The organism is Burkholderia sp. BCC1999 (assembly GCF_905339975.1).
Classification (GTDB): domain Bacteria; phylum Pseudomonadota; class Gammaproteobacteria; order Burkholderiales; family Burkholderiaceae; genus Burkholderia.
Genome location: NZ_CAJPHP010000012.1, coordinates 50032 through 75063, shown reverse-complemented (window position 1 = coordinate 75063; position 25032 = coordinate 50032). Strand labels below are relative to the sequence as shown.

16 protein-coding genes are annotated in these 25032 nt (G+C 68.8%); 12 read left to right on the top strand and 4 right to left on the bottom strand.

Translation table 11 applies throughout. The annotated features are described in order from the left end of the window. Positions 1–287: 287 nt before the first annotated feature. A complete protein-coding gene (locus U5809_RS18860; RefSeq protein WP_322087675.1) occupies positions 288–506 on the bottom strand; it encodes a hypothetical protein in 219 nt (72 codons plus the stop codon). Between the two features lie 23 nt (positions 507–529). Here U5809_RS18860 and U5809_RS18855 point away from each other — a divergent pair, with 23 nt between their 5' ends. From U5809_RS18855 to U5809_RS18840, 4 genes are all read left to right on the top strand, one after another. After that, positions 530–1042: a fimbrial protein gene (locus U5809_RS18855; protein WP_322087674.1), complete on the top strand. Its 513-nt coding sequence runs from the start codon at positions 530–532 to the stop codon at positions 1040–1042. A gap of 122 nt (positions 1043–1164) precedes the next feature. Then, a complete protein-coding gene (locus U5809_RS18850; protein WP_322087780.1) occupies positions 1165–3618 on the top strand; it encodes a fimbria/pilus outer membrane usher protein in 2454 nt (817 codons plus the stop codon). A 16-nt stretch (positions 3619–3634) separates the two neighbouring features. Beyond that, positions 3635–4381 carry a molecular chaperone gene (locus U5809_RS18845; protein WP_322087673.1) on the top strand — a complete coding sequence of 249 codons (747 nt, stop codon included), beginning with the start codon at positions 3635–3637 and terminating at the stop codon, positions 4379–4381. Beyond that, complete coding sequence (locus U5809_RS18840; protein WP_322087672.1) at positions 4378–5403, top strand: fimbrial protein; 1026 nt, start codon at positions 4378–4380, stop codon at positions 5401–5403. Before U5809_RS18845 ends, U5809_RS18840 begins: the two co-directional genes overlap by 4 nt. A gap of 232 nt (positions 5404–5635) precedes the next feature. On the opposite strand, the gene U5809_RS18835 is transcribed toward U5809_RS18840, so the two are convergent. After that, positions 5636–5773 (bottom strand): HHHH-motif protein, encoded by a 138-nt coding sequence (locus U5809_RS18835; RefSeq protein ID WP_176048069.1) that lies wholly within the window; start codon positions 5771–5773, stop codon positions 5636–5638. A 48-nt stretch (positions 5774–5821) separates the two neighbouring features. Then, complete coding sequence (locus U5809_RS18830) at positions 5822–6064, bottom strand: hypothetical protein (RefSeq protein ID WP_322087671.1); 243 nt, start codon at positions 6062–6064, stop codon at positions 5822–5824. 325 nt (positions 6065–6389) lie between these two features. Here U5809_RS18830 and U5809_RS18825 point away from each other — a divergent pair, with 325 nt between their 5' ends. The 7 genes from U5809_RS18825 (at position 6390) to U5809_RS18795 (ending at position 13215) form a co-directional block, all read left to right on the top strand. Next, positions 6390–7058: an RNA polymerase factor sigma-70 gene (locus U5809_RS18825; protein WP_322087670.1), complete on the top strand. Its 669-nt coding sequence runs from the start codon at positions 6390–6392 to the stop codon at positions 7056–7058. An 86-nt stretch (positions 7059–7144) separates the two neighbouring features. Next, a complete protein-coding gene (locus U5809_RS18820; protein WP_039358664.1) occupies positions 7145–7387 on the top strand; it encodes an MbtH family protein in 243 nt (80 codons plus the stop codon). Between the two features lie 45 nt (positions 7388–7432). Beyond that, a complete protein-coding gene (locus U5809_RS18815) occupies positions 7433–8440 on the top strand; it encodes a TauD/TfdA family dioxygenase (protein WP_322087669.1) in 1008 nt (335 codons plus the stop codon). Next, positions 8440–9288, top strand: a complete 849-nt coding sequence (locus U5809_RS18810) for an ABC transporter ATP-binding protein (protein WP_322087668.1) — start codon at positions 8440–8442, stop codon at positions 9286–9288. The genes U5809_RS18815 and U5809_RS18810 overlap by 1 nt, the downstream gene beginning before the upstream one ends. Continuing rightward, positions 9285–11375, top strand: coding sequence for a Fe(3+)-hydroxamate ABC transporter permease FhuB (gene fhuB, locus U5809_RS18805; protein WP_322087667.1), 2091 nt, complete (start codon positions 9285–9287; stop codon positions 11373–11375). Before U5809_RS18810 ends, fhuB begins: the two co-directional genes overlap by 4 nt. Beyond that, complete coding sequence (gene fhuF, locus U5809_RS18800; RefSeq protein WP_322087666.1) at positions 11372–12172, top strand: siderophore-iron reductase FhuF; 801 nt, start codon at positions 11372–11374, stop codon at positions 12170–12172. Before fhuB ends, fhuF begins: the two co-directional genes overlap by 4 nt. Continuing rightward, positions 12169–13215, top strand: a complete 1047-nt coding sequence (locus tag U5809_RS18795) for an iron-siderophore ABC transporter substrate-binding protein (protein WP_322087665.1) — start codon at positions 12169–12171, stop codon at positions 13213–13215. The genes fhuF and U5809_RS18795 overlap by 4 nt, the downstream gene beginning before the upstream one ends. Before the next feature lie 128 nt (positions 13216–13343). Here the strand turns inward: U5809_RS18795 and U5809_RS18790 are convergent, their stop codons facing one another. Further along, positions 13344–15089 (bottom strand): cyclic peptide export ABC transporter, encoded by a 1746-nt coding sequence (locus U5809_RS18790; protein WP_322087664.1) that lies wholly within the window; start codon positions 15087–15089, stop codon positions 13344–13346. A gap of 274 nt (positions 15090–15363) precedes the next feature. Here U5809_RS18790 and U5809_RS18785 point away from each other — a divergent pair, with 274 nt between their 5' ends. Next, entirely contained in the window at positions 15364–25029 is a 9666-nt protein-coding gene (locus U5809_RS18785; protein WP_322087663.1) for a non-ribosomal peptide synthetase, read from the top strand. Positions 25030–25032: the final 3 nt, after the last annotated feature.

Below are 25032 nucleotides of genomic sequence, written 5' to 3'. Positions count from 1 at the left end.
GAATTGACGGATGAATTAATCAATGAACTGGAATTAATGAGGGCGGCAAAGTGTCGCAGTAAAACGTTTGTATTCATTCGCAATCGTTTGCGCGACAAATCTGTATTGATGAAATGCCTCGGTTAATTTCCTGTCAGTTGAAAATGATTTGATATGGGCGTTGCCGTCGGGCAACGATGGCGGCATTGGACAATATTTTGTCTTTGGGGTGATGGATATCGTCGAGGCCAATGCTGGCAAGGCAGTGCGGGGTGCAGGCGGTTATCGGAAAGAATTTCCCTTAATCTTCAATCGGTTCCGTGAAATAAAAAAGGACTGCGGATAAAAAATACGGGATTGAAAATTGAGTGGAAAGAATGGAGTTTTAGAGGGGCAAATCTGACATTGTCAGATGCATTTGACAATGATTTACAGAAATCTTTCATGATTATCTCGATAATGCCGCCTCGTGTCGGACGGAAGCCACCATGCGCTGCCGTTTGTGTCCGCCACGTCGTCCAATCCATTTGCACTCCTTACGGGAAACGTCATGAAAAAATCCATCCTGACCGCTGTCGCTCTCGCGGCCCTGTCCACCTCGGCCTTCGCAGCGGGCACCGGCACGATCAACTTCACGGGCGAAATCGTCGCGGGCGCATGCGGTATCGATTCGCATTCGGAAAACCAGACCGTGCATCTCGGCAAGGTGCCGACCCACACGTTCAAGCAAGTCGGCGACAAGTCGACGGCGGTCAATTTCGATATCAACCTGACCGACTGCGACACCAGCATCTCGAAGACCGCGCTCTTCACGTTCACGGGCACGTCCAGCGCGGGCCAGCCGAAGCTGATCGCGACGGTCGGTTCGGCAACCAACGTCGGCATCCGCCTGCAGGCCCCGTCGGGCGAATACCTCGACAACGGCGTCGAGCAAAAGGCGCCGACCATTCTGTCGAACGGCACGAACGTCGTGCGCTTCGCGGCGATGTACGAGTCGACCGCTGCCGACGTGACGCCGGGTACCGCCGACGCCGTCGCGAACTTCACGGTCCGCTACCCGTAAGCATCCGTACCGGAGGAAGGGTGCGTGCATCCCTTCCTCCTTCTGCTTTCCTCCCCGTTTTTTTCATCTCGGACTTCCGGTAGCGCCGCGTGCGAATCAGACATTCCTTCCTTTGCGTCTCCGTGCTGGTCGTCGGCAGCCAGAGCCATGCGACGGAATTCAATTCGTCGTTCCTCGACATCGACGGAACGAGCAATGTCGACCTGTCGCAGTTCTCGCAGGCCGACTTCACGCTGCCGGGCGAGTACATGCTCGACGTGCAGGTCAACGACCTGTTCTACGGGCTACAGGCGATCGAATTCATCGCCGTCGACACGTCCGGTGCGGGCAAGCCCTGCCTGCCGCCGGAGCTCGTCGCGCAGTTCGGGCTGAAACCGTCGCTTGCGAAGGACCTGCCGCGCTTCCAGGGCGGACGTTGTGTCGACCTCGGCGCGATCGAGGGCGCGACCGTGCGTTACCTGAAGAGCGACGGACGGCTCAAGATCACGATTCCGCAGGCCGCGCTCGAATTCAGCGACTCGACCTATCTGCCGCCGGAGCGCTGGTCGCAAGGGATCCGCGGCGCGATGCTCGACTATCGCGTGATCGCGAACACGAACCGCAACTTCGGCGCGGGCGGCGGGCAGACGAATTCGATCCAGGCCTACGGGACGGTTGGTGCGAACTGGGATGCATGGCGCTTTCGCGGCGACTACCAGGCGCAATCGAACGTGGGCAACACGGCATACGCGGACCGCACGTTCCGCTTCAGCCGGCTGTATGCATTTCGCGCGCTGCCGTCGATCCAGTCGACGGTGACGTTCGGCGACGACTACCTGACCTCTGACATCTTCGACACGTTCGCCTTGACGGGCGCGTCGATCCGCAGCGACGACCGCATGCTGCCGCCTTCGCTGCGCGGCTATGCGCCGCTGATCTCGGGCGTGGCACGCACCAACGCGACGGTGACCGTGTCGCAGGCGGGCCGCGTGCTGTACGTGACGCGCGTGTCGCCGGGCGCATTCGCGCTGCAGAACATCAACACGAGCGTGCAGGGCACGCTCGACGTCGCGGTCGAGGAAGAGGACGGCAGCGTGCAGCGCTTCCAGGTGACGACGGCCGCCGTGCCGTTCCTCGCGCGCACCGGGCAACTGCGCTACAAGGCCGCGGTCGGCAAGCCGCGCCTGTTCGGCGGCGCCGGCATCACGCCTTTCTTCGGCTTCGGTGAAATCGCGTACGGCCTGCCGTTCGACATCACCGCGTACGGCGGTTTCATCGCCGCGTCGGGCTATACATCGGTCGCGCTCGGCGTCGGCCGCGATTTCGGTACGTTCGGCGCGGTATCGGCCGACGTCACGCATGCGCGGGCGCGTCTGTGGTGGAATGGCGCGACGCGCAACGGCAACTCGTATCGCATCAATTATTCGAAGCACTTCGATGCGCTCGACGCCGACGTGCGCTTCTTCGGCTATCGCTTCTCCGAACGCGACTACACGAACTTCGCGCAATTCTCGGGCGACCCGACCGCGTACGGCCTCGCCAACAGCAAGCAGCGCTACTCGGCGACGATGTCGAAGCGCTTCGGCGACACGTCGACCTATTTCTCGTACGACCAGACCACCTACTGGGCGCGTTCGTCCGAGCAGCGTGTCGGCCTCACGCTGACGCGCGCGTTCTCGATCGGCACGCTGCGTAACGTGAACGTCAGCGTGTCGGCATTCCGCACGCATAGCGCGGGCGCGAGCGGCAACCAGTTCTCGGTCACCGCGACGCTGCCGATCGGCGGCCGCCACACCGTCACGTCGAACCTGACGACCGGCAGCGGCAGCACGAGCGTGAACGCCGGCTATATCTACGACGATCCGGACGGCCGTACCTATCAGGTCAATGCGGGCGCGACCGACGGCCGCGCGTCGGCGAACGCGAGCTTCCGTCAGCGCACGTCAGCGTACCAGCTCACCGCGCAGGCGTCGTCGGTGGCCAATTCCTACGCGGCTGCGTCGCTGGAAGTCGACGGGTCGTTGGTCGCGACCCAGTACGGCGTGTCCGCGCACGCGAACGGCAATGCTGGCGACACGCGGCTGCTGGTGTCGACCGACGGCGTGCCGAACGTGCCGCTGTCCGGCACGCTCTCGCACACCGATTCGCGCGGCTATGCGGTGCTCGACGGCATCTCGCCGTACAACGTGTACGACGCGACCGTCAACGTCGAGAAGCTGCCGCTCGAAGTGCAGGTGTCGAACCCGATCCAGCGCATGGTGCTGACCGACGGCGCGATCGGCTTCGTGAAGTTTTCCGCCGCGCGCGGCAGCAACCTGTACCTGACGCTGACCGACCCGGCCGGCAAGCCGCTGCCGTTCGGCGCATCGGTGCAGGACGCGGCGAACGGCAAGGAACTCGGCATCGTCGGCGAGGCCGGCGCGGCGTTCCTGACCCAGGTTCAGCCGAAGTCCACGCTGGCGGTGCGCGCGGGCGAGCGCACGCTCTGCACGGTCGATGCACTGCCGAACCAGCTCCAATTCGAAGGCACGCCGATCCCGGTGACGTGCCAGACGCCCGGCGAGTCGCATGCAGCGGCCGCGCGGCTCGAACGATGATTTCATGGATCCAGCGATGAAGAACGCTTTCTCCCTTTCCTTTTCGCGGCGCGCGTGGTGCGTGCTCGCGACCGCCGGCGCGCTGCTCGCGGGCGCCGCGCAAGCGGCGATCGTCCCCGATCGCACGCGCGTGATCTTCAACGAAGGCGAGCAGGCCGCGATCGTCACGATCACGAACAAGAGCGCGACGTATCCGTATCTCGTTCAGTCGTGGCTCGAGGACGCGAAAGGCAACAAGATCACGACGCCGCTGATGGTCGTGCCGCCGCTGCAGCGCATCGAGGCGAACGAGCGCAACGTGCTGCGGATCGCGAGGCTGCCGGGCACCGAACTGCCGGCCGATCGCGAATCGGTGTTCTACCTGAACATCCGCGAAGTGCCGCCGAAGACCGACACGCCGAACTCGCTGCAGATCGCACTGCATACGCAGATGAAGCTGTTCTACCGGCCGAAGGCCGTGCAGCCCGCGCGCGACGAGGACTGGACGCTGCCGATGACGCTGCGCGTCGACGCTGCCGCGCACAAGCTGGTGTTCGACAATCCGACGCCGTATCACGTGACGGTGGTCGACGTGACATCGGGCACGCAGAAGACGCCGGTGCCGATCGATCCGGTAATGGTGAGCCCGATGAGCACGGCCGACGTGCCGTTCAAGGCCGCGACGCCTTCCACGTTGTTCGTTACGCATATCGACGATTACGGCGGCCAGGTGGCGGTCGAGTATGCGTGCGAGGGCAGTGCTTGCAAGAGTGTGAAGAAATGAGCGGCGTGCGACGAAACGGCATTGCATCGCGAATGCCGGCCTGGCTCAGGTGGTGTGCGCTCGCGCTGTTCGTCGTGTTCGCGCAGCCGGCGTGGGCACTGAAATGTATTGCGGACAACGGCGGCCTGTCGCAGATCGAGACGATCGGCAATGTCGCGTCGTATCCGACCGACGCGCCGGATGGTTACGTGATCTGGGTGTCGCCGCCGCGCACGACAACGGGCTATTGCTACAAGGATATCGGCGGACTGCAGAATTTCCCCGAACAGATCTACTTCTACGCGAACCCGGAGAAACAGAATCCGGCCGCATGGGGGCTCGAAGTCGGCATTCGCTTCGAGGGCACCGATTATTACGGACGCAGCAGCCAGCCGGGGAACGGCATTGACTCGCACCGCTCCGTGAAAATCTGCGAGTTGAACGACCGGCAGGTCGATGCCGGGATGTGTCCGAAATGGCCCATCAGCATTACGTATCAGGTGGTCATTCGCAAGCGGGGGGCGTGGACGAGGCCACCCTCGGATATCTACGCGGTGTTTCAGTTCGACGGCGAGCGCGGACTGAACAGCAAGGGAAGCTTTCGCTACAAGCTGAGCGGTCTGCAGAATCTCAAGCCGACACCTTGCATGGTCGACGTGAAGGTCACGCCGGAGCCCGGCATCGTGAAGTTCGGCCAGGTTCAGGCGACGCGCAACGGTTTCTCGCCCGCGGTGCCGCGCCAGTCGTTCAGTCTCGCGCTGACCAAGCAATGCAACGTGCCGGTGCGCGTGGACGGCTACTTCGAGACTTCGCAGACGGTGCAGAACGGGCTGCTCGTGCCGGATCCGAAGAGTAATTTCGGCATCGGCATCGAGGACCGAAACGGCAAGGCGATTGCGTTCAACGAACAATTCGTGCTCGCGCAGATGCCGGGAAGCGTGAACTACCAGAGCGTGACGCTCGATGCCGTGCTGAAGGCGTTCGGGCCGCCGAAGATCGGTCCGTTCAACGGTACGGCGACGATTCGATTGTTCATCTACTGATGACGGCAGGCCCGCCCCGGGCGAAGACGATGGGCTGCGTTCGCTTCGGGTGATGACTTACGGGACGGTGGGGCCGTGCCGAGGTCGCGCAATGTGGTTGCTTAAGCAACCACATCCGACAACGACCGCGTGTCCGCCCACCGACGATCGACCACCTCGCTGCGGCGTTCCAGCCGCCAAAACGAAAAAAGCGCCGGCTTGCCGGCGCTTTCCCGTATCTGCGGTGCGGCGCTCAACGCACCCAGCGGCACATCTTGTGATGGTGATGGTCGAAGTGACACACGCGGTGCGGATGTGCTTCGGCGATGGCCGGCACGAGCACGGCGGCGGCAACGGCCGCGACGGCGAGCGATTTCAGTAGCGTTTTCATGTTGAAGTCCTTGTCGTTGAAAAGTGAATCACGGGATGGGGGTGGGCCTTACCACTGCGGCCGCTGATCGTCGCGCCGGTCGTCCCGATGGTCGTCGCGGCGATCGTCATATCCGCGCTGATGCTGCGCTTCCCAGTCGCGGCGCTCCCAGTAGCGATTCCCGTCCCAGTAACGATCGCCATGCCAGCCGATCGTGACTTGAGCCGGGCCGGCTGGATAGGCAACGCACCCGGTCAGCATCACGCTCGACAGCGCGCCAACCATGACGGCGGACAACACGATGGATTTCATGGTTTTCTCCCTTGGAAACGGCACCCCGATCGTACGAGCCCCCAAAATTTCACGTGGTAAGAAGTTGCTACCGCACATGACAGGCGCCGGCGCTTCGTCAGGCGAGTGAAAGATCGTGCCGACGTGTCGCAAGCCGGTCGCGCCATTCGGATTGGCCGACGACCGCGTACCAGGCCAACGGACGTGCATCCCATCCGCCCGGGCAACGATTCCAGCAATTGTTCAGACAAATCCTGATAACTGAAAGGGTCATCCGGTAATGTGATTGAGAATGATTTGCGTTTACGTTAAATTGCGCTATCTCGGAATTTGACGGAGCAGATCGATGGCCATGGCGGAAGTGCTCGACCGACCGGCGGCAGCAGCGGCGAACCCGTTCCTCGGCAGTTATCCGGACCTGCCGCCGCGCGCCGCGCCACGGGCGCGCGGTGCCGCGGAGCCCCGCGCGCAGGGTGCGCTGCTCGACGTGCTGATCTCGCATCGTTCGATGCTCGTCAATGTCGCGCGCGGCTTCGTCGGCTGCGCGAGCCGCGCCGAGGACGTCGTGCACGACGTCTTCGTGAAGCTCGTCGAATTCCCGAACCAGGACGCGGTGCGCCAGCCGGTCGCGTACGTGACGCGGATGGTGCGCAATGCGTCGATCGACGCATGCCGCCGGCAAAGCCTCGAGAACGTCTATCACACGGAAGAGGACGACGGCTTCGACGTGCCGTCGCCCGAGCCGACACCGGAAGCCGCGCTGATGACGCGCGATACGCTGCGGCGCGTGTGGGCGGCGCTCGAGGACCTGCCGGCGCGCAGCCGCGCGGCCTTCGAGATGGTGCGGCTGCGCGAGGAAACGCTGCAGACCGCGGCGCGCGCGCTGAACGTGTCGCAGACGCTCGTGCATTTCATGGTGCGCGACGCGGAGCGTCACTGCGCGGAATGCCTCGACGCATGCCAGCGTGGCGTCGCGTGCCCTGTGTTCCTGGGCGGCCGCGCGCGGCGGCGGTAAAAAAACGCGCCGGCCAATCGTCTATCAGACAGAAGCGGCCGAAACCGCCGCTTCGCCTCCTTCAACCGTCTCAGCGATTTCCGATCATGACGCAAGCCCCGACGCCTTCCGCCGACACCGACGATCTCGTCTACACGGTCGTCATCAACGACGAAGAACAGTACTCGATCTGGCCGACGTTCCGGCCCGTGCCGGCCGGCTGGCGCGAGGTCGGCGTGAGCGGCCCGAAGGCGGACTGTCTCGCGCACATCGAGACAGTCTGGACCGACATGCGCCCCGCGAGCCTGCGCCGCGCCATGGACGGCGAGCGCGCGTCGCGCGCATCGTGACCTGCTGCGCCGCGTGTGCGGCGCGCCACCTGAAGAGGACGTTGCATGACCCTGCTTTCGTTGCCGACGCTCGACGACCTGCGTATCGAGCCGGGGCTGCCCACCGTCGTGTCGCCGCGCGGCAGCGACAGCCTGTCGATCGATGACATCGTGCCGCTGGCGCGCGAGATCGCGGCCGACACGCTCGAACGCGCGGGCGGCGTACTGTTCACGGGCTTTCACGTGCCGTCGATCGATGCGTTCCAGCAGTTCGCGGCATCGTTCGGCGATCCGCTGATCGGCTATGAATACGCGTCGACGCCGCGCAGCCAGGTCGAGGGCGCCGTCTACACGTCGACCGAATATCCGCCGCACCGCGCGATTCCGCTGCACAACGAGCAGTCGTACACGCGCGAATGGCCGCTGCGGATCTGGTTCCACTGCGCGCTCGCCGCGCCGAAGGGCGGGGCGACGCCGATCGCGGACAGCCGCGCCGTGTATCGCGCGCTCGATCCGGCGCTCGTCGCGCGTTTCGAGAAGCGCGAGCTGCTGTACGTGCGCAATTTCGGGCAGGGGCTCGACCTGCCGTGGCAGCAGTCGTTCGGCACCGCCGAACCGGCCGAGGTCGAACGGATGTGCGCGGCGCGCGGCATCGAATGCGCATGGCGCACCGACGATGACGGCGAGCTGCTGCTGCGCACGCGCGAACGCTGCCAGGCCGTCGCACGCCATCCGCGCACCGGCGACCGCGTGTGGTTCAACCAGGCGAACCTGTTTCACCTGTCGGCGCTCGACGACGACATGCAGGAAGCGCTCGTCGACGCGGTCGGGCTCGAGAACGTGCCGCGCAACGTGTACTACGGCGACGGTGAACCGCTCGAGGCCGATGCGCTCGCGGAGATCCGCGGCGTGCTCGACCAGCAGCGCATCGTGTTTCCGTGGCGCACGGGCGACGTGCTGATGCTCGACAACATGCTGACCGCGCATGCGCGCGACCCGTTCGAAGGGGCGCGCAAGGTCGTCGTCGCGATGGCGCAGAGTTATACGGTCCCGCGCGGCCGAACGGAGGATTGATGACGCGTAGTACCGCCGCGCTTGCCGCGCGCGGGCTGTCGGTAGGATATCGCGACCATGTCGTGATCGACGGGCTGGACCTGTCGATCGCGGCCGGCCGCGTAACCGCGCTGTGCGGACCGAACGGCTGCGGCAAGAGCACGCTGCTGCGCACGCTTGCGGGCCTGCAGCCCGCGCGTGCCGGCCATGTCGAAGTGAACGGGCAGCCGCTCGCGGCGTTTCGCCGTCGCGCGCTCGCGCGCGAGCTGACGATGCTCGCGCAGTTCAACCAGATTCCATCGGGCCTGACGGTGCGCGAACTCGTCGCCTACGGGCGCTATGCGTACGGCGGCTTCCTGCGCGGCCTGTCGCGGGCCGACCATGCGGCGATCGACGAGGCGCTCGACACGAGCGGCCTCGCCGCCGATGCGGAGCGCGACGTCGGCGCGCTGTCGGGCGGCGAACGCCAGCGCGCGTGGATCGCGATGGCGCTCGCGCAGCAGGCGCCGATCGTGTTGCTCGACGAACCGACGACCTATCTCGACATTCATCACCAGCTCGACATCCTCGACGCACTGCGCACGCTGAACCGCACGCGCGGGCTGACGATCGTGTGGGTGCTGCACGACATGAACCAGGCGGCCGCATACAGCGACGAAATCGTGCTGATGCGCGCGGGCCGTCTCGTCGCGCAGGGCACGCCCGACGCGATGCTCGATCCGGCGCGGCTGCGCGCGGCGTTCGGCGTCGAGATGCTGAAGCTGGCGCATCCGCAGACGGGCGCGCCGATGTGCGTGCCGGCCTACGGCCCGACAACCGACGGCGCGCCGCAGGCGGCCGGCGTCTTCGACCGGGATCTCGCCGTATGACCACGTTCGCGATGCGCAAGCGCCTCGCGGCGACGGGGAAGGGTGCGTCCACGGGGCGGGCCGGCGCGATCGCGTTCGGCCTCGCCGCGTTGATCGCGATACTCGCGGCGCTGCGCGTCGCGCCCGACCTGCGCGTGTGGTGGAGCGCGGTGCCCGGCAGCGATGCCGCGTCGCTCGCGCACGTGTTCCTGTTCGACCTCAACCTGCCGCGCGTCGCGGCCGCGCTCGTCGCGGGCGGTTGCCTCGGCGTCGCGGGCGCGCTGTTCCAGTCGCTCACGCGCAATCCGCTCGCGTCGCCCGACTTGCTCGGCGTGACGGGCGGCGCCCAGCTCGGCCTGCTCGCGGCGATGCTCGTGCCGGCGCTGGCCGGCGTCGCGACGGTGCCGCTGCTGTTCGTGTGCGGGCTGGCCGCCGCCGCGTGCGCGATCGTCGCGGCCGGCGGCTGGCGTGCGACGCCGCTGCGGCTCGTGCTCGCGGGCAGCGTGTGCATGCTGCTGTTCGCCGCGCTGTCGACGCTCGTGCTCGCGTTCTTCGAACAGAACATCGCGGGCGCCGCGCTGTGGACCAACGGCAGCTTGTACCAGCCTGGCGCCACGGGCCTCGCGCTCGCCGCGCGCTGGCTCGTCGTGCCGCTCATCGCGCTGCCGTTCGTGATCCGGCCGCTGAATCCGCTCACGCTCGGCGACGACGCGGCGGCAGCAGCCGGCGTGCGCGTCGACGCGACGCGGCTCGCCGCGACGATCGTCGCGGTTGCGTTCACCAGTGTGGCCGTCAGCATCGCGGGCCCGCTGTCGTATGTCGGCCTCGTCGCGCCGAACCTGCTGCGCCAGGTACGCGGGGCGCGTGCGGCACGGCTCGGCGTGCTGGTGCCGTTGTCGGCGCTCACCGGCGGCGCGCTCGTGCTCGTCACCGACAGCGCGGTGCTCGCGTCGGGCCTCGACGCGACGCTGTCGACCGGCGTCGCGATCGCGCTGGTCGGCACACCGTTGATGCTCGCGATGATCCGGCGCGGCGCCGCATGGTCGGGCGTGCTGCATGCGGATGCAGAACGCGCGGCGGGTGGCGGTTCGACGCGGCTCGTCGGCTGGCTCGAACGGCTCGGCTGGCCGCTGCGCACGGCGCTGTTCGTCGTGGTCGGCGCACTCGTGGTGTGGGTCGGCGTGTCGGCCGGCCCCGAGTGGTTGTCGCCCGCGCGCTGGTCGGCCGCGTTGTCGGGCCAGGACGCGCTCGCGCGGATGCTGATCGACCTGCGCATGCCGCGCCTGCTGTGCGCGCTGCTCGCGGGTGCGCTGCTCGCCGTCAGCGGCGTCGCGATGCAAAGCGTCGTGCGCAATCCGCTCGCGGGCCCCGAAGTGCTCGGCGTCACGCAGGGCGCGGGGCTCGTCACGCTGTTCGCGTTGTCGACGTGGCCGCTGATGGGCCATGTGACGCTTGCGGCCGCCGCGTTGATCGGGGGCGGCCTGTCGCTCGCGATCACGCTCGCGCTGAATCACCGGCATCGCTATGCACCGCTCGCGGTCGCGCTGACGGGCATCGTGATCGGCGCGCTGTGGACCACGCTCGCGCAATGGTTGATCACGCAGGAAAGCGTGCAGCCCGCGCGCTTCGTCGTGTGGCTCGTCGGCGGTACCTATGGCCGCAGCTGGGGCGAGGTGTCGATGCTGCTGCCGTGGTGCGTGCTCGCGGTGCCCGTGTTCGCATGGCTCGCGAAGCCGCTCGACATGCTCGCGCTCGGCGACGACCAGGCGGCCGCGCTCGGTCTGCCGGTGGCCGTGCTGCGGCCGCTCGCGCTGACGATCGCGACGCTCGCCGCCTGTGCGGCCGTCGCGGCGGTCGGGCCGGTCGGCTTTATCGGACTGATGGCGCCGCACGTCGCGACGATGCTCGGCGCGCGCCGGCATCGCACGCGGCTGTGGCTCGCGGCTGCGTGCGGCGCGCTGATCCTTGGTATCGCGGATCTCGCGGCGCGCACGGTCGTTGCGCCGCGCGAAGTGCCGGCGGGCGTGCTGACCGCGCTGATCGGCGCGCCGTATCTGCTCGGCCTTTTGATTCTCGAGGGGCGCCGCGCGCGGCGCGCAGGGCGATGACCCCGGCGCTCGACGGCACGCGCGCCACGCGCTTTGCGGCGTTCGCGCCGGAACCGTTCGCCGACCATCTCGACGTCGTCTGGCTCGGCATGCCCGACGATGCCCACATGCCGGGCCGTATCGTCGTACCCGTCAGCGCATTGCCCGCGCATCGCGACGCGGTGCTCGGCGCGATGGTCGACCACTACGGCGGCGATCCCGCGCAGCATGCGCGCGCGCTGATGTCGCAATGGAGCAAATACTATTTCGGCCGCGCGGCGCCGGCGGGTGTCGTTGCCGCGCTGACGCTCGGCCGGCCGCTCGACATGAACCCGGAGCGTACGTTCGTTGCGCTCGACGACGGCATGCCTGCCGCGCTGTATTTCGCGCCGGACGCGCTCGGCGCGCCGTGCGACGATCCGGCGCCGCGCTATGCACCGCTCATCGCGCATCTCGGCGCGGTGATCGACCTGCTCGCGGCGATGGGCCGCGTCACGCCGCGCGTGCTGTGGAGCAACGCAGGCAATCTGCTCGACTATCTGCTCGCCACGTATCGTGCGCTGCCGTACGCGGCCGATCCCGTCCGCGACGCGGACTGGCTGTTCGGTTCAGCCTGCGTACGCGGCGAACCGAATCCGCTGCGGATGCCCGTGCGCGACGCCGTGCCGCGCTCGGCGCTGCTGCCGACGCCGTTTCGCGCGCGTCGCGTGTGCTGCCTGCGCTATGAAATTCCTGGAGAAACGCAACTGTGTGGAAGCTGCCCCCTGCTACTGACGATGGACGACGCGGCGCTGGCCGAGCAGGACGCGATCCGGTGATGCACGCCGGCCGCCGGCATGCGCTCGGCGCGCTTGCGGCGGCATTCGGCGCCGCGTGCTGCGGTGCGCTCGGCGCATCGTCCGGCGCGGTTGCCGCGACCCTCGATGCACATCGCGCGCAGGGCGTGCGTGCACCGGGCGCGGTGTCGCTGGCCGGCAATCCCGTCGTGTCGCAGGCGAGCGCGACGATGCCCGTGCGGCCGCAGCGCGTGGTCGCGCTCGACTTCATGTTCGCGGAGAGCGTGATCGCGCTCGACATCGTGCCGGTCGGGATGGCCGATACGGCGTTCTATCCGGGCTGGCTCGGCTACCAGAGCGAACGGCTCGCGCACGTGACCGACATCGGCTCGCGACAGGAGCCGGGGCTCGAGGCGATCGCGGCGGTCAAGCCCGATCTCATCATCGGCGTCGGCTTCCGCCATGCGCCGATCTTCGCGGCGCTCGACCGGATCGCGCCGACGATCCTGTTCCAGTTCAGCCCGAACGTGTCCGACGGCGGTATCCCCGTCACGCAGCTCGACTGGATGCGGCAGATCTTCCGGACGATCGGCGCGGTCACGGGGCGCGATGCGCGTGCGCAGGCGGTCGATGCGCAACTCGATGCGGGCATCGCGCGCAATGCGGCGCGGCTCGCGGCCGCGGGCAGAAAAGGCGAGCGCGTCGCGCTGCTGCAGGATCTCGGCTTGCCCGATCGTTACTGGGCCTATACGGGCAACAGCACGTCCGCTGGCCTCGCGCGTGCGCTCGGGCTCGATCCGTGGCCGCAGAAGCCGACGCGGGAAGGCACGCTGTACGTGACATCGGCCGATCTGCTCCGGCAGCGCGACCTGGCCGTGATGTTCGTGACCGCATCGGGGCTGGACGTGCCGCTGTCCGCGAAACTCGATTCGCCGGTGTGGCGTTTCGTCCCCGCGATGAAGGAACACCGGATCGCGCTGATCGAACGCAATATCTGGGGGTTCGGCGGGCCGATGTCGGCGCTGAAACTGGCCGACGTGATGACCGACACGATGCTGAAGCTGCCGGCCGTGAGCAAGACGTGACGGGCAGGGTGTCGCAATCGACGTGGCCGGCGTGACTGGGGCGCCACGCATCGGCAATATTCCCTTCCGAAATGCAAATCGCCGACGCACTGCCATTGCAGCGCGTCGGCGATTTTTTCGACTGTTTCTTAAGCGCTCAGCGCATCGACGCCATCCTGCGCACGCAGGCGCGCAGGCATCGTGTCGCTGACGATGCGCCCGTTGTCGAGCTTCAGCAGCCGGTCGGCGAGATCGAAGTAGCGGTCGTCGTGCGTGATCACGATCACGGCCTTGCCGCGCGCGCGCAGCTCGGGCAGCAGCTGTTCGTAGAACACGGCCTTGAACGACGGGTCCTGGTCGGCCGCCCATTCGTCGAACAGGTAGAACGGCCGGTCTTCCAGATAGGCGACGACGAGCGCGAGCCGCTTGCGCTGCCCGGTCGACAGCGCGCGCGTCGAGAACGCGCCGTCGACCACTTTCACCTTGTGGTCGAGCGCGAGCTTCGCGACGAGCGCGTTCGCGCGGGCATCGGCCTGTGCGCGGGACGGAGCGTCGGGGTCGACGATGCCGAGCAGCGCATCGAACAGGTGGAAATCGTTGAATACCGCGCTGAAGCGCTGCCGGTACGCGGCACGTTCGCGCCAGCCGATCATGCGGCCGTCGACCTCGATCGTGCCTTCCTCCGGCTCGTAGAGCCCCGTCAGCACCTTCGCGAGCGTCGTCTTGCCGCTGCCGTTGCCGCCGACGATGAACACGAGCTCGCCCGGCTTGATCGTCAGGTCGATCGGCCCGATGCTGAACATCCGCTCGTCGCGTTCGTGGAAGTACGCGTGCGTGACGCCGCGCAGCGTGACGGCGCCGGCCGGCGGCACGTCGGGCGCATCGGCCGCGGGCGGCACCGTGCGCAGCGCGCCGAATTCGGCCATCACGTCTTCGATCCGCTTGAGCGACACGCGTGCGGCATTGACGGTCGGCAGGTTGTTCAACAGGCCGTCGAGCGGCACGAGCATGAACAGGAACACGACGACGTAGCCGGCGGCCGCGGCCGGGTCGGCATGCACGCCGAGCTGCGGCCAGAACGACGCGACGCCGAGGAACACGTAGAACAGGAAGATGATCCAGCCGACCCCGACCGCATACGCGCTGAACGCGCGGCGGCGGTGGTCGCGCACTTCGCCGATCGCGGCGCCCAGCTGGCCGTCGACGAACTGGCGGGCGCGTGCATCGTGCAGCTTCAGCTCCTTCGCGCCGGAGAACAGCGAGCCCAGATAGCCGAACAGGCGGTCCTGCGCCTGGCCGGCCGCCTCGAGCGACGCGATCGCGCGGCGGTCGCCGGTGTGGTAGCCGAGCGAGCCGGCGATGATCGCGGCCAGCGCCAGCAGGCACACGGGCCACGACAGCCACGCGAGATAGCCGAGGCAGCCGAACACGATCGAGCCGTGCATGACCAGGTTCGGCAGCGCAAAGAACAGCATCGACACGTTGGTCGCGTCGTCGGTCAGCACCGACTGAACGGGCGCCGCGCCGATCCGCTCGATGTCGCGCAGCTCGGCCGCGCCGACGCGCCGCGCCAGATGCACGCGCAACCGCGCCATCGTGTCCTGCGACAGGCGGGCGAACAACGTGCCCGACACGATCCGCGTGACGAGCGCGATCACCGCGCACAGTGCAAAGCGCCACGCGAGCGACGCATCGGCCGCGCCCGGTTGCGACAGCGCGCGGTTCAGCGTCGCGACGAGCAGCACGCTCGCGACGCCGTTCAGTACGCATGCAGTGAGCGCAAGCGTGAGCGACACGCGGCTTTCGCGCAGCAGTGCAAGGATCAGGCGCGCAGCGGGGCGGCCGGGGGAAGCGTCGAGGGACGGCGGGGAAGAAGGCTCGTGGGCGGCTGTCATCGGCAACGTCGGTAAAGGGAAGGCAGGCAAAAAACGCGGAAACGGCAAATCTGACGCGAAAGCAGCGGGCGAGGCGGAGCCCCGTTGCGGCTTTCCTCCCTGATAGACGAACGGGCCGCGCAAATATTTAGCAGCACCGTCAAAAAAATGCGGCCGCACGCACTTTGCGCACAAAACGGTAAAAAATCGGCCGCGTCGTTCGTCACACCAGTGAAGCCGCCCCAAGCGGCCCCGAGACTTGGCCGAAGCGGCCGGACCGAAGGACTTCACGCACATGACGAGTTTCCCGACTGCGCTGCATCACCGAATCCGCGAACTGGCGCGCATCGCGCCCGACGCACCCGCCATCGCGGTCCCTTTCCAGCATGACCTGCGCCTGTCGCGCGGCGCACTCGACGCACGAGCGTCGCACCTGGCCCGGCGGCTGCGCGCAGCCGGCGTCGGCGCGGAAGTGCGGGTCGGCGTGTGTGTCGAGCGTTCGTGCGAACTGTTCGTCGCGCTGCTGGCCGTGTTGAAGGCGGGCGGCGTGTTCGTGCCGCTCGATCCGCGCCATCCGGCCGCGCGCCTCGACTGGATCGTCCAGGATGCGCAACTGCGCCACGGCATCGTCGATGCCGCCGGCCGTGCAGCGCTCGGCACGCCGTTCGAACACGCGTTCGACCCCGCAACCGAAGCCGTGGACAGCCCGGCTCCCGGCGCCGACGACGAAGCGGTGCCGGTCCATCCGCGTTCGGCCGCCTACATGATCTATACGTCGGGCTCGACCGGCACGCCGAAGGCGGTGGTCGTCGAGCACGGGCCGCTTGCCGCACATTGCGCCGCGCTCGCGGCCGCGCTGCCGATCGAGGCCGGCGACCGCCTGCTGCATTTCGCGTCGGTCAATTTCGATGCCGCGCACGAATGCTGGCTCGCGCCGCTCGCCGTCGGCGCCAGCATCGTCGTGGCGCCGCCGCAACCGTTCGCGCCGGACGCCGCGCATGCGCTGCTCGTGCGCGAGTCGGTCAACGTCGCCGCGTTCCCGCCTGCCTACCTGCGTGAATTCGCGGCCGTCGCCGCGCGCGACGGCGTGCCGCCGGCGCTGCGCGTGCTCGCATTCGGCGGTGAGGCGCTGCCGCAACAGGCATTCGAATTCGTGCGCGGCACGTTTCCGTCGGTATGGCTGATCAACGGCTACGGGCCGACCGAGGCCGTGATCTCGCCGATGCTGTGGCCGGTCGAACCGGGCGAGACGCCCGTGCTGGCCGCGGACGACGCATATGCATCGTTGCCGATCGGCCGCGTGATCGGCCCGCGCGTCGCGCGTGTCGACGGCGCCGAGGCCGATGGCGTAGGCGAGCTGCTGCTCGGCGGCGACTGCGTCGCACGCGGTTATCACGGCCGCCCGGCCTTGACCGCCGAACGTTTTATTCCCGACGCGGATGGCGAACCCGGCGCGCGCGTCTATCGCACCGGCGACCTTGCACGGCTGCGCGACGATGGCGCATTCGACTACCTCGGCCGCCTCGACGATCAGGTTCAGGTGCGCGGCGTGCGTGTGGAGCCTGCGGAAATCGCCGCATGCCTGCGTTCGCATCCGGCCGTGGCCGACGCGGCCGTGGTTGCCGAAACCGGCAACGGGCCGACGCGGCTGATCGCATGCGTCGCGCTGCGCGCGGCGGTCGACGATGCAGCGCTGAAGGCGCACGTGGCGGCGCAATTGCCGGCTGCGTGGCAACCGCACCGGTTCGTGCGCTGCGACGCGTTGCCGTATACGTTGAACGGCAAGATCGACCGTGCTGCGCTGCGCGAACGGATTGCCGCTGCCCGCGACACGACGCAAGGTACCGGCGATGCGCCGCGTACGCCGACCGAACTGCAGATCGCCGGCCTCTGGCAAACGCTGCTGGGCCTCGACGTCATCCCGTCGCGAGACGACCGGTTCTTCGCGCTGGGCGCCGATTCGCTCGCGGTCATGCAGGTGCAGGCCGCGATCCGGGCGACCGTGCGTGTGAACCTGCGGCTCGACACGTTGTTCGCCGATCCGGCGCTGGCCGAACTGGCCGAGCAGGTCGATGGTGCGGAACGCGAGACCGGCGAGCCGCTGGCCACGATTTCCGCACGCCGCGCACCGGCCGATGCGGCTGTATCGGCCGCACCGCATGTCGACCGTGCGGCCTCGCTTGCGCAGCAACGCTTCTGGGTGCTCGCGCAAACGCGTGACGCGAGCGCCGCGTATCACATCGCCGCGCAGTGGACGATCGACGGCGCACTCGACCGCGACGCGCTGCAGCGCGCGCTCGATCACGTGATCGGGCGTCACGAAGCGTGGCGCACGACGCTCGTCGACAACGACGACGGCGTCGTGATGCAGCGGATTCATGCGCATCTGCCGGTGTCGATCGCCGATATCGACCTGCGAGACCAGCCGCCCGCTGCCCGCGACGCGCAAGCCACGCGCCTCGCCGAGCGCGACGCGGCCGAACCGTTCGACCTCGCGCGCGGCCCGCTGCTGCGCGCGACGCTCGTCGCGCTCGCCGACGATCGTCATCGCCTGCTGCTGACCGCGCATCACGCGATCACCGACGGCTGGAGCTCGCGCTGCGCGTTCGACGAACTGTCGGCCGCGTACGGTGCGTATGCCGAGGGCCGCGAACCGTCGCTGCCCGATCTGCCGATCCAGTATGCCGATTACGCCGACTGGCAGCGCGACATGCTGGCCGGCGGCGAGGGCGCACGCCAGCTCGACTACTGGCGCGGCACATTGCGCGACGTGCCGGGCCCGCTCGCGCTGCCGGTCGATCGCCAGCCGGGCGCCGTGCGCACGCTGCGGGGCGCACGCGTGTCGGTGCGTCTGCCCGACGCGGTGGCGGCCGATGTGCGGCAACTCGCACGCGACGCACAGGCCACCGTCTTCACGGTGCTGCTGGCCGCGCTCGACGCGTGGCTGTCGCGCCTGACCGGCGCAACGGATGTCGTCGTCGCGGTTCCGGTCGCGCATCGTCAGCATCCCGAAACGCGTGCGCTGCTGGGTCTGTTCCTGAATACGGTTGCGCTGCGCGTGCAAGTGGCGCCCACCTTGCCGTTCCGCGCGCTCGTCGACGCGGCGCGTACGGCGGCGCTCGACGCGGTCGCACACCAGGACGTGCCGTTCGAGCGCGTCGTCGATGCGGTGAAGCCGCCGGTCAAGCGCGGCGACGAATGGCTGCGCGTGAAGTTCGCGCAGCAGTTCGACGCGCGGCACGACAGCGTGCTGCCGGGCGCCACGGCGGTCGCGACGCCGGGGCCCGATCTCGCCGCGCGCTTCGACTTCGCACTGGATTTCACCGACGATGCGAACGGCATCGAACTGGTCGCTGCTTATGCAACCGACTGCATCGACGCCGACACCGCGCGTGCATGGCTCGACAGCTATGCGGCGCTCGTCGGCGCAGCCGCGCACGATCCGCAACACACGACGGCCACGCTGCCGTGCGACGCATCGGCCGCATCGCGCCAGCCGCGCGACGGACGCGCGCTGCGCATCGAACACGCCGACATCGTCGCGGCGTTCGCGCGGCAGGCAGCTTCCTACCCGCATCGCGTCGCGCTTTCCGACGCATCGACGTCGCTGACGTTCGCCGAACTCGACGACGCGACGAACCGCGTCGCACGCGCACTGACGCAGCGCGGCGTGGCTGCCGAAGCGGCCGTGATCGTCTGCATCGAACGGTCGGCACGTTTCGTCGTCGGCCTGCTTGGGGCGCTGAAGGCCGGCGCGCTCGCCGTGCTGCTCGATCCCGCGCAGCCGGCCGCACGTCTCGGTGCCGCGGCGGCCGACTGCGGTGCACGCTGGGCGCTCGTCGCGGACACGGCCGCGTGGCCGGCCGGTATCGACACGCAGCCGCTCGACGTCGACACGCTCGCGCAGGATGCGACGCTCGCCCACGCGGCCGGCGTGCGTGTCGCGCCGCACCCGGAACAGGGCGCGTACCTGATCTATACGTCGGGTTCGACCGGCACGCCGAAGGGCGTCGTCGTGTCGCACGGCGCACTGGCCGACTACGTGCAGGGGATGCTCGACGAACTCGCGTTCGCACCCGACGCATCGTTCGCGATGGTCTCGACCGTCGCGGCCGACCTCGGCCACACGACGCTGTTCGGCGCGCTGTGCGCGGGCCGCACGCTGCACCTGCTGCCGGCCGCCTGCGCGTTCGATCCGGACCTGTTCGCCGACGAGATGCGCCGCCGGGAAGTCGGCGTGCTGAAGATCGTGCCGAGTCACCTGCAAGCGCTGCTCGACGCGCGCGTGCCGGCCGACGTGCTGCCGCGCCATGCGCTCGTGACGGGCGGCGAAACGCTCACGTGGGCACTCGTCGCGCGCCTGGCCGCGCTCGCACCGGCCTGCCGCGTGATCAACCATTACGGGCCGACCGAAGCGACGGTCGGTGCGATCGCCTGCGACACGGCGTCGATTGCCGCCGATGCACGCGATCCCGCGAGCGGCGTGCCGCTCGGCCAGCCGCTGCCGAATGCGCGCGCGCTCGTGCTCGACGCATTCGGCGCGTGCGTGCCGGCCGGGTCGACGGGCGAGCTGTATCTGGGCGGGCCGGGCGTCGCGCGCGGTTATTTCGGCCGCCCGGCGCAAACCGCCGAGCGCTTCGTCCCCGATCCGTTCACGCGCGGTGCGCGGCTGTATCGCACGGGCGACCGCGTGCGGTTGCGCGCGGACGGACGTCTCGCATTCCTCGGCCGCATCGACGACCAGGTGAAGATCCGCGGCTACCGCGTCGAACCGGGGGAGGTAAGTGCGGCGGTGCGTGCAGCCGGCCCGGTCGCGCAGGCCGAAACGCTTGCCATCGAACACGACGGCCGCCTGCGGCTCGCGACGTTCGTCGTGATGCGCGACGGCGCGAACTTCGACGAGGCCGCCGTGCGGGCGGCGCTTGCCGAGAAGCTCCCCGACTACATGGTGCCGGCGCAGTTCGTCGCGCTGGCTCGCTTGCCGGTGACGGCAAACGGCAAGATCGATCGCGCGGCATTGCGCGAACTGGCTGCCGCACCGGTTGCGGCCGCGTCCGGCGACGCACCGCAGGGCGCGGTCGAAACCGTGCTTGCCGAAGTCTGGCAGGCCGTGCTGAAGGCGCCGCACGTCGGCCGTGACGACAACTTCTTCGAACTCGGTGGCGATTCGATCCTCGTGCTGCAGGTGATCGCCCGCGCGCGCAAGCGTGGCGTGCGCTTCACGCCGAAGCAGTTGTTCGACGGCCCGACAGTCGCCGAACTCGCGCGCATCGCGAAGACGGATGACACGGCCGCCGCCGTGCCGCCTGCGAGCGTGGCCGCAACGGCAGCCGCGACGCCGGCTGCCGCACCGATCCTGACGCCCGCGCAGCAACGCTTCTTCGCGCTCGATATCCCGCACCCCGGTCACTGGAACCAGTCGGTTGCATTCGACGCGCGCGGTTCGTTCGATGCCGACGCATTCGCGCGCGCCTTCGACGCGCTGCTGACGCATCACGACGCATTCCGCCAGCGCTTCGCGCGCGGCGCGGACGGCACGTGGCACGCGAGCGATGCCGCGAAGCCGTACGATGCGCTGCCGTTCGTCGAAGTCGCCGCACACGACGAAGCCGACGCACTCGCACGCTTCGACGCGCTGCAGCGCCGTCTCGACCTCGGCCGCGGGCCGCTCGCCTGCGCGTGTGCGGCACGGCTGCCGGACGGTTCGACGCAGCTTTATCTCGCGATTCACCACGCGGTCGTCGACGGCGTGTCGTGGCGCATCCTGCTCGACGACCTCGACACGGCCTACCGCGCCGCTTGCGACCGTTCGCCGATCCGCCTGTCGCAGCCGGGTCTGCGTGCCGACGCATGGGCCGCACGGCTCGCGCGTGCCGCGACGGAACCGGGATCGCCGTTCGCAACCGAAACCGCATACTGGGCCGGCATGGCGCAGGGCGACGACGTCGTACGTGATCATCCCGGCGCAGCGGCGACGAACGCCGATGCGGCCGTCGTCGTGCAGACGATCGACGCGGCATTGACCCGCACGGTGCTGACCGATGCGCATGCCGCCTACCGCACGCAGACGATCGAACTGCTGGGCGCGGCGCTCGCGCTGGCACTGGCCGGCGCTCGCAACGCCGCATCGTGCCGCGTCGAGCTGGAAGGGCATGGCCGCGAAGCGCTGTTCGACGACGCGGACGCGAGCCGTACGATCGGCTGGTTGACGAGCCATTACCCGGTGACGCTGCCGGTCGCGGCGACAGCGCGCGACACGTTGTGCGCCGTCAAGGACACGCTGCGCGCGGTGCCGCACAAAGGGCTCGGCTTCGGCGTGCTCGCACACTACGGCGATGCGGCGACGCGCGCGGCGCTGGCCGCCGTGCCGCGCCCGCACGTCACGTTCAACTATCTCGGCCAGTTCGACGCGCCGCGCGACGCCACGCTCGTGCCGCGCTTCGGCGGCACCGGCGTCGAACGCGATCCGCAAGGCCCGCTCGGCAATACGCTGGCGATCCACGCGTACCTCGATACGGACCGCGACGGCGCGCGCATGCTGAAGGTGCACTGGGTCTACGGCGCGCCGCAATTCGAGCGCGCGACGATCGACGCGTTTGCCGAACGCTTCGCGGCGGCGCTGCGCGAACTCGTTGAAGCGTGCGCGTCGCGCATTGCACACCGCGGCGCCGGTGCGACGCCGGGCGATTTCCCGCTGGCACAGGCCGCCGGTCTCACGCAGGCCGCGATCGAGCGCACGCCGCTCGACTGGCGAGCGATCGACGACGTGTATCCGCTGTCGCCGATGCAGCAGGGCATCCTGTTCCATGCGCTGTTCGCGCCGGGCCACGCGAGCTACGTGAACCAGCTCGTCGCAACCGCGACCGCGCTTGACGCCGGCCGGCTCGCGGCCGCGTTCGACGCGTCCGTTTCGCGTCACGACATCCTGCGCACGAGCGTGATGCCGGACGAAGCCGCGCCGCTGCAGTGCGTGCACCGTCACGCGCGGATGCCGGTCGAGCAGCTCGACTGGCGCGAGCGCGGCGACACGCTCGACGCCGATTTCGACGCCTGGCTTGCCGCCGACCGCGCGCGCGGCTTCGACTGGCGCGAGCCGCCGCTGATGCGGCTCACGTTGATCCGCGTGTCGGCCGACGCATGGCGCGTCGTGTGGACGCGCCATCACGTGCTGCTTGACGGCTGGAGCACCGCACGCCTGCTCGCCGACGTGCTGCGCGACTATCGCGACCCGGACGCCGTGTCGCCGTTCGCGAGCCGTCCGGCGTTGCGCTACCGCGATTTCATCGCATGGCTCGGCACGCGCGACCGCGACGCCGACGAACGTTTCTGGATCGAGCGTCTTGCCCGCCTGGATGCACCGACGCTGATCGCGGAACGAACGGCCGATCGGGCGGATACCGAGATGGTCACGTGGCGCGCGACGCTCGATGCGGACACGATGACGCGTGTCGCGCAGACGGCGCGTACGCTGAAGCTGACCGTCAACACGCTGGTGCAGGGCGCATGGGCGCTCGCGCTGCAGCGGATGACGCACCAGCCGGCCGTCGCGTTCGGCGCGACCGTCGCGGGTCGTCCCGACGCGCTCGCGGACGTCGACTCGGTGCTCGGCCTGTTCATCAACACGCTGCCGGTCATCACCGCACCGGCGCCGCAGCAACGCGCGGCCGACTGGCTGCAGACGCTGCAACGCGAGAACGCGGCCGCCGCCGAGCATGCCCACACGCCGCTTGCCGACATCCAGCGCTGGGCGCGCGGTGCGGGCGGCGCACTGTTCGATACGCTGGTCGTGTTCGAGAACTACCCGGTCGACGACACGGCGCGCGACGCCGATCCGCGTGCGCTGGCATTGAGCGGCGTACGCAGCATCGAGTCGACCGATTTCGCGCTGACGCTCGTGATCGAGAGCGGCGCCGAACTGGCGATCGACTACGGTTACGACACCGCACGCGTCGATGCGCGGCAGGTCGAGACCTGGCACCGTGCGTTTGCCAGTGTGCTCGATGCACTGGCCCGTACGCCGGACGCGCTGCTCGGCACGCTGTCGATTGCCGACGACGCCACCCGCGACGCGCTTGCGCTCGCCCAGGATACGGTGCACGCGTGGCCAGCGTCGCAACGTCAGCCGCTGCACCTGCAATTCGCCGACGCGGCACGGGATACGCCCGACGCGATCGCACTCGAATACGCGGACGTACACGGTGGCGTGCATCGCGCGACCTATCGCGAACTCGATGCAGCGACGTCGCGCATCGCGGCCGCGCTGCGCCGGCGTGGCGTGCAGCCCGACACTCCTGTCGCGCTGTGCGTCGAGCGTTCGTTCGACATGGTGATGGCGCTCGTCGGCGTGCTGAAGGCCGGTGCCGCGTACCTGCCGGTCGATCCCGACTATCCGGCCGAGCGCATCGCCTACCTGCTGCGCGACGCGCGGCCGGCCGTCGCGATCACGCAGGCCCATCTGCGCGAGCAGGTCGAGGCCGCGCTGGGCGAGGGCGCCGACACGCAGTTGCTGACGGTGGCGGACCTGCTTGCCGATGAAGTCGACGATCTGCCCGCAGGCGAAGCCGCGACGATCGACGACGCACGGCTCGCCTACCTGATCTATACGTCCGGCTCGACCGGCAAGCCGAAGGGCGCCGGCAACACGCACGGCGCACTCGCGAATCGGATCGCGTGGATGCAACACGCATACCGGCTGACGCGAGACGACGTCGTGCTGCACAAGACGCCGTTCGGCTTCGACGTGTCGGTCTGGGAGTTCGTGTGGCCGCTGGCGATCGGCGCGAAGCTCGCGATCGCCGCGCCCGGCGACCATCGCGACCCGGCGCGTCTCGCTGCCGCGATCCATGCGCACGGCGTGACGGTGCTGCATTTCGTGCCGTCGATGCTGGCCGCGTTCGCCGCGCATCTCGACGACTTCTCGGCCGCCGCGCAATGCGACACCGTGCGCCTGATCGTCGCGAGCGGCGAGGCGCTCGCCCCCGAACTCGTCGCGAAGATGGCGCGGCTGCTGCCGAATGCAACGCTCGTGAACCTGTACGGGCCGACCGAAGCCGCGATCGACGTGTCGCACTGGACCTGCGGCCCTGACGATGCGCACGCGGTCGCGGTGCCGATCGGTCACCCGATCGCGAACCTGCAACTGCACGTGCTCGATGCGGCCTGGCAGCCGGTGCCGGCCGGTGCGACCGGCGAACTGTATCTCGCGGGCGCGGGCCTGGCGCGCGGCTACCTCGGCCGTCCGGCGCTGACCGCCGATCGCTTCGTACCCGATCCGTTCGTGCCGGGCGCGCGCATGTACCGCACCGGCGACCTCGCGCGCCGGCGCCCCGACGGCGCGCTCGACTACCTCGGCCGCGTCGACACGCAGGTGAAGCTGCGCGGCCAGCGGATCGAACCGGGTGAAATCGAAGCGCTGCTGCGCGCGGCGCCCGGCGTGAACGATGCGGTCGTGATCGTGCGCGACGAGCAACTGATCGGCTACGTCGCCCGTGGCGACACCGGTCCGCTCGATCACGCGGCGCTGCTCGACGCACTGCGCGCGCAACTGCCGGCGTACATGGTGCCGTCGCAACTGATCGAGCTCGACGCGTTGCCCGTCACGCCGAACGGCAAGTGCGACCGCCATGCGCTGCCGGCGCCGGTGCGCGCAACGGCCGAAGCCGTCGAACTCGCGACCGATACCGAGCGCACGCTTGCGGAGATCTGGCAGCGCGTGCTGCACGTGGACGCGATCGGCCGCGACGGCGATTTCTTCCTGCTCGGCGGTCACTCGCTGCTCGCGACGCAGGCCCATGCGCAGGCCAACCTGCACTGGGGGCTCGCGCTGCCGCTACGCACGCTGTTCGACACGCGCACGCTGGCGCGCTGCGCGGAAGCAATCGACGCGGCTTGCGCGGCACGCGGCGAGACCGATGCGGCAAGCGCGATCGACGCGCTGCTCGGCGAACTGGAAACCCAATAAGGA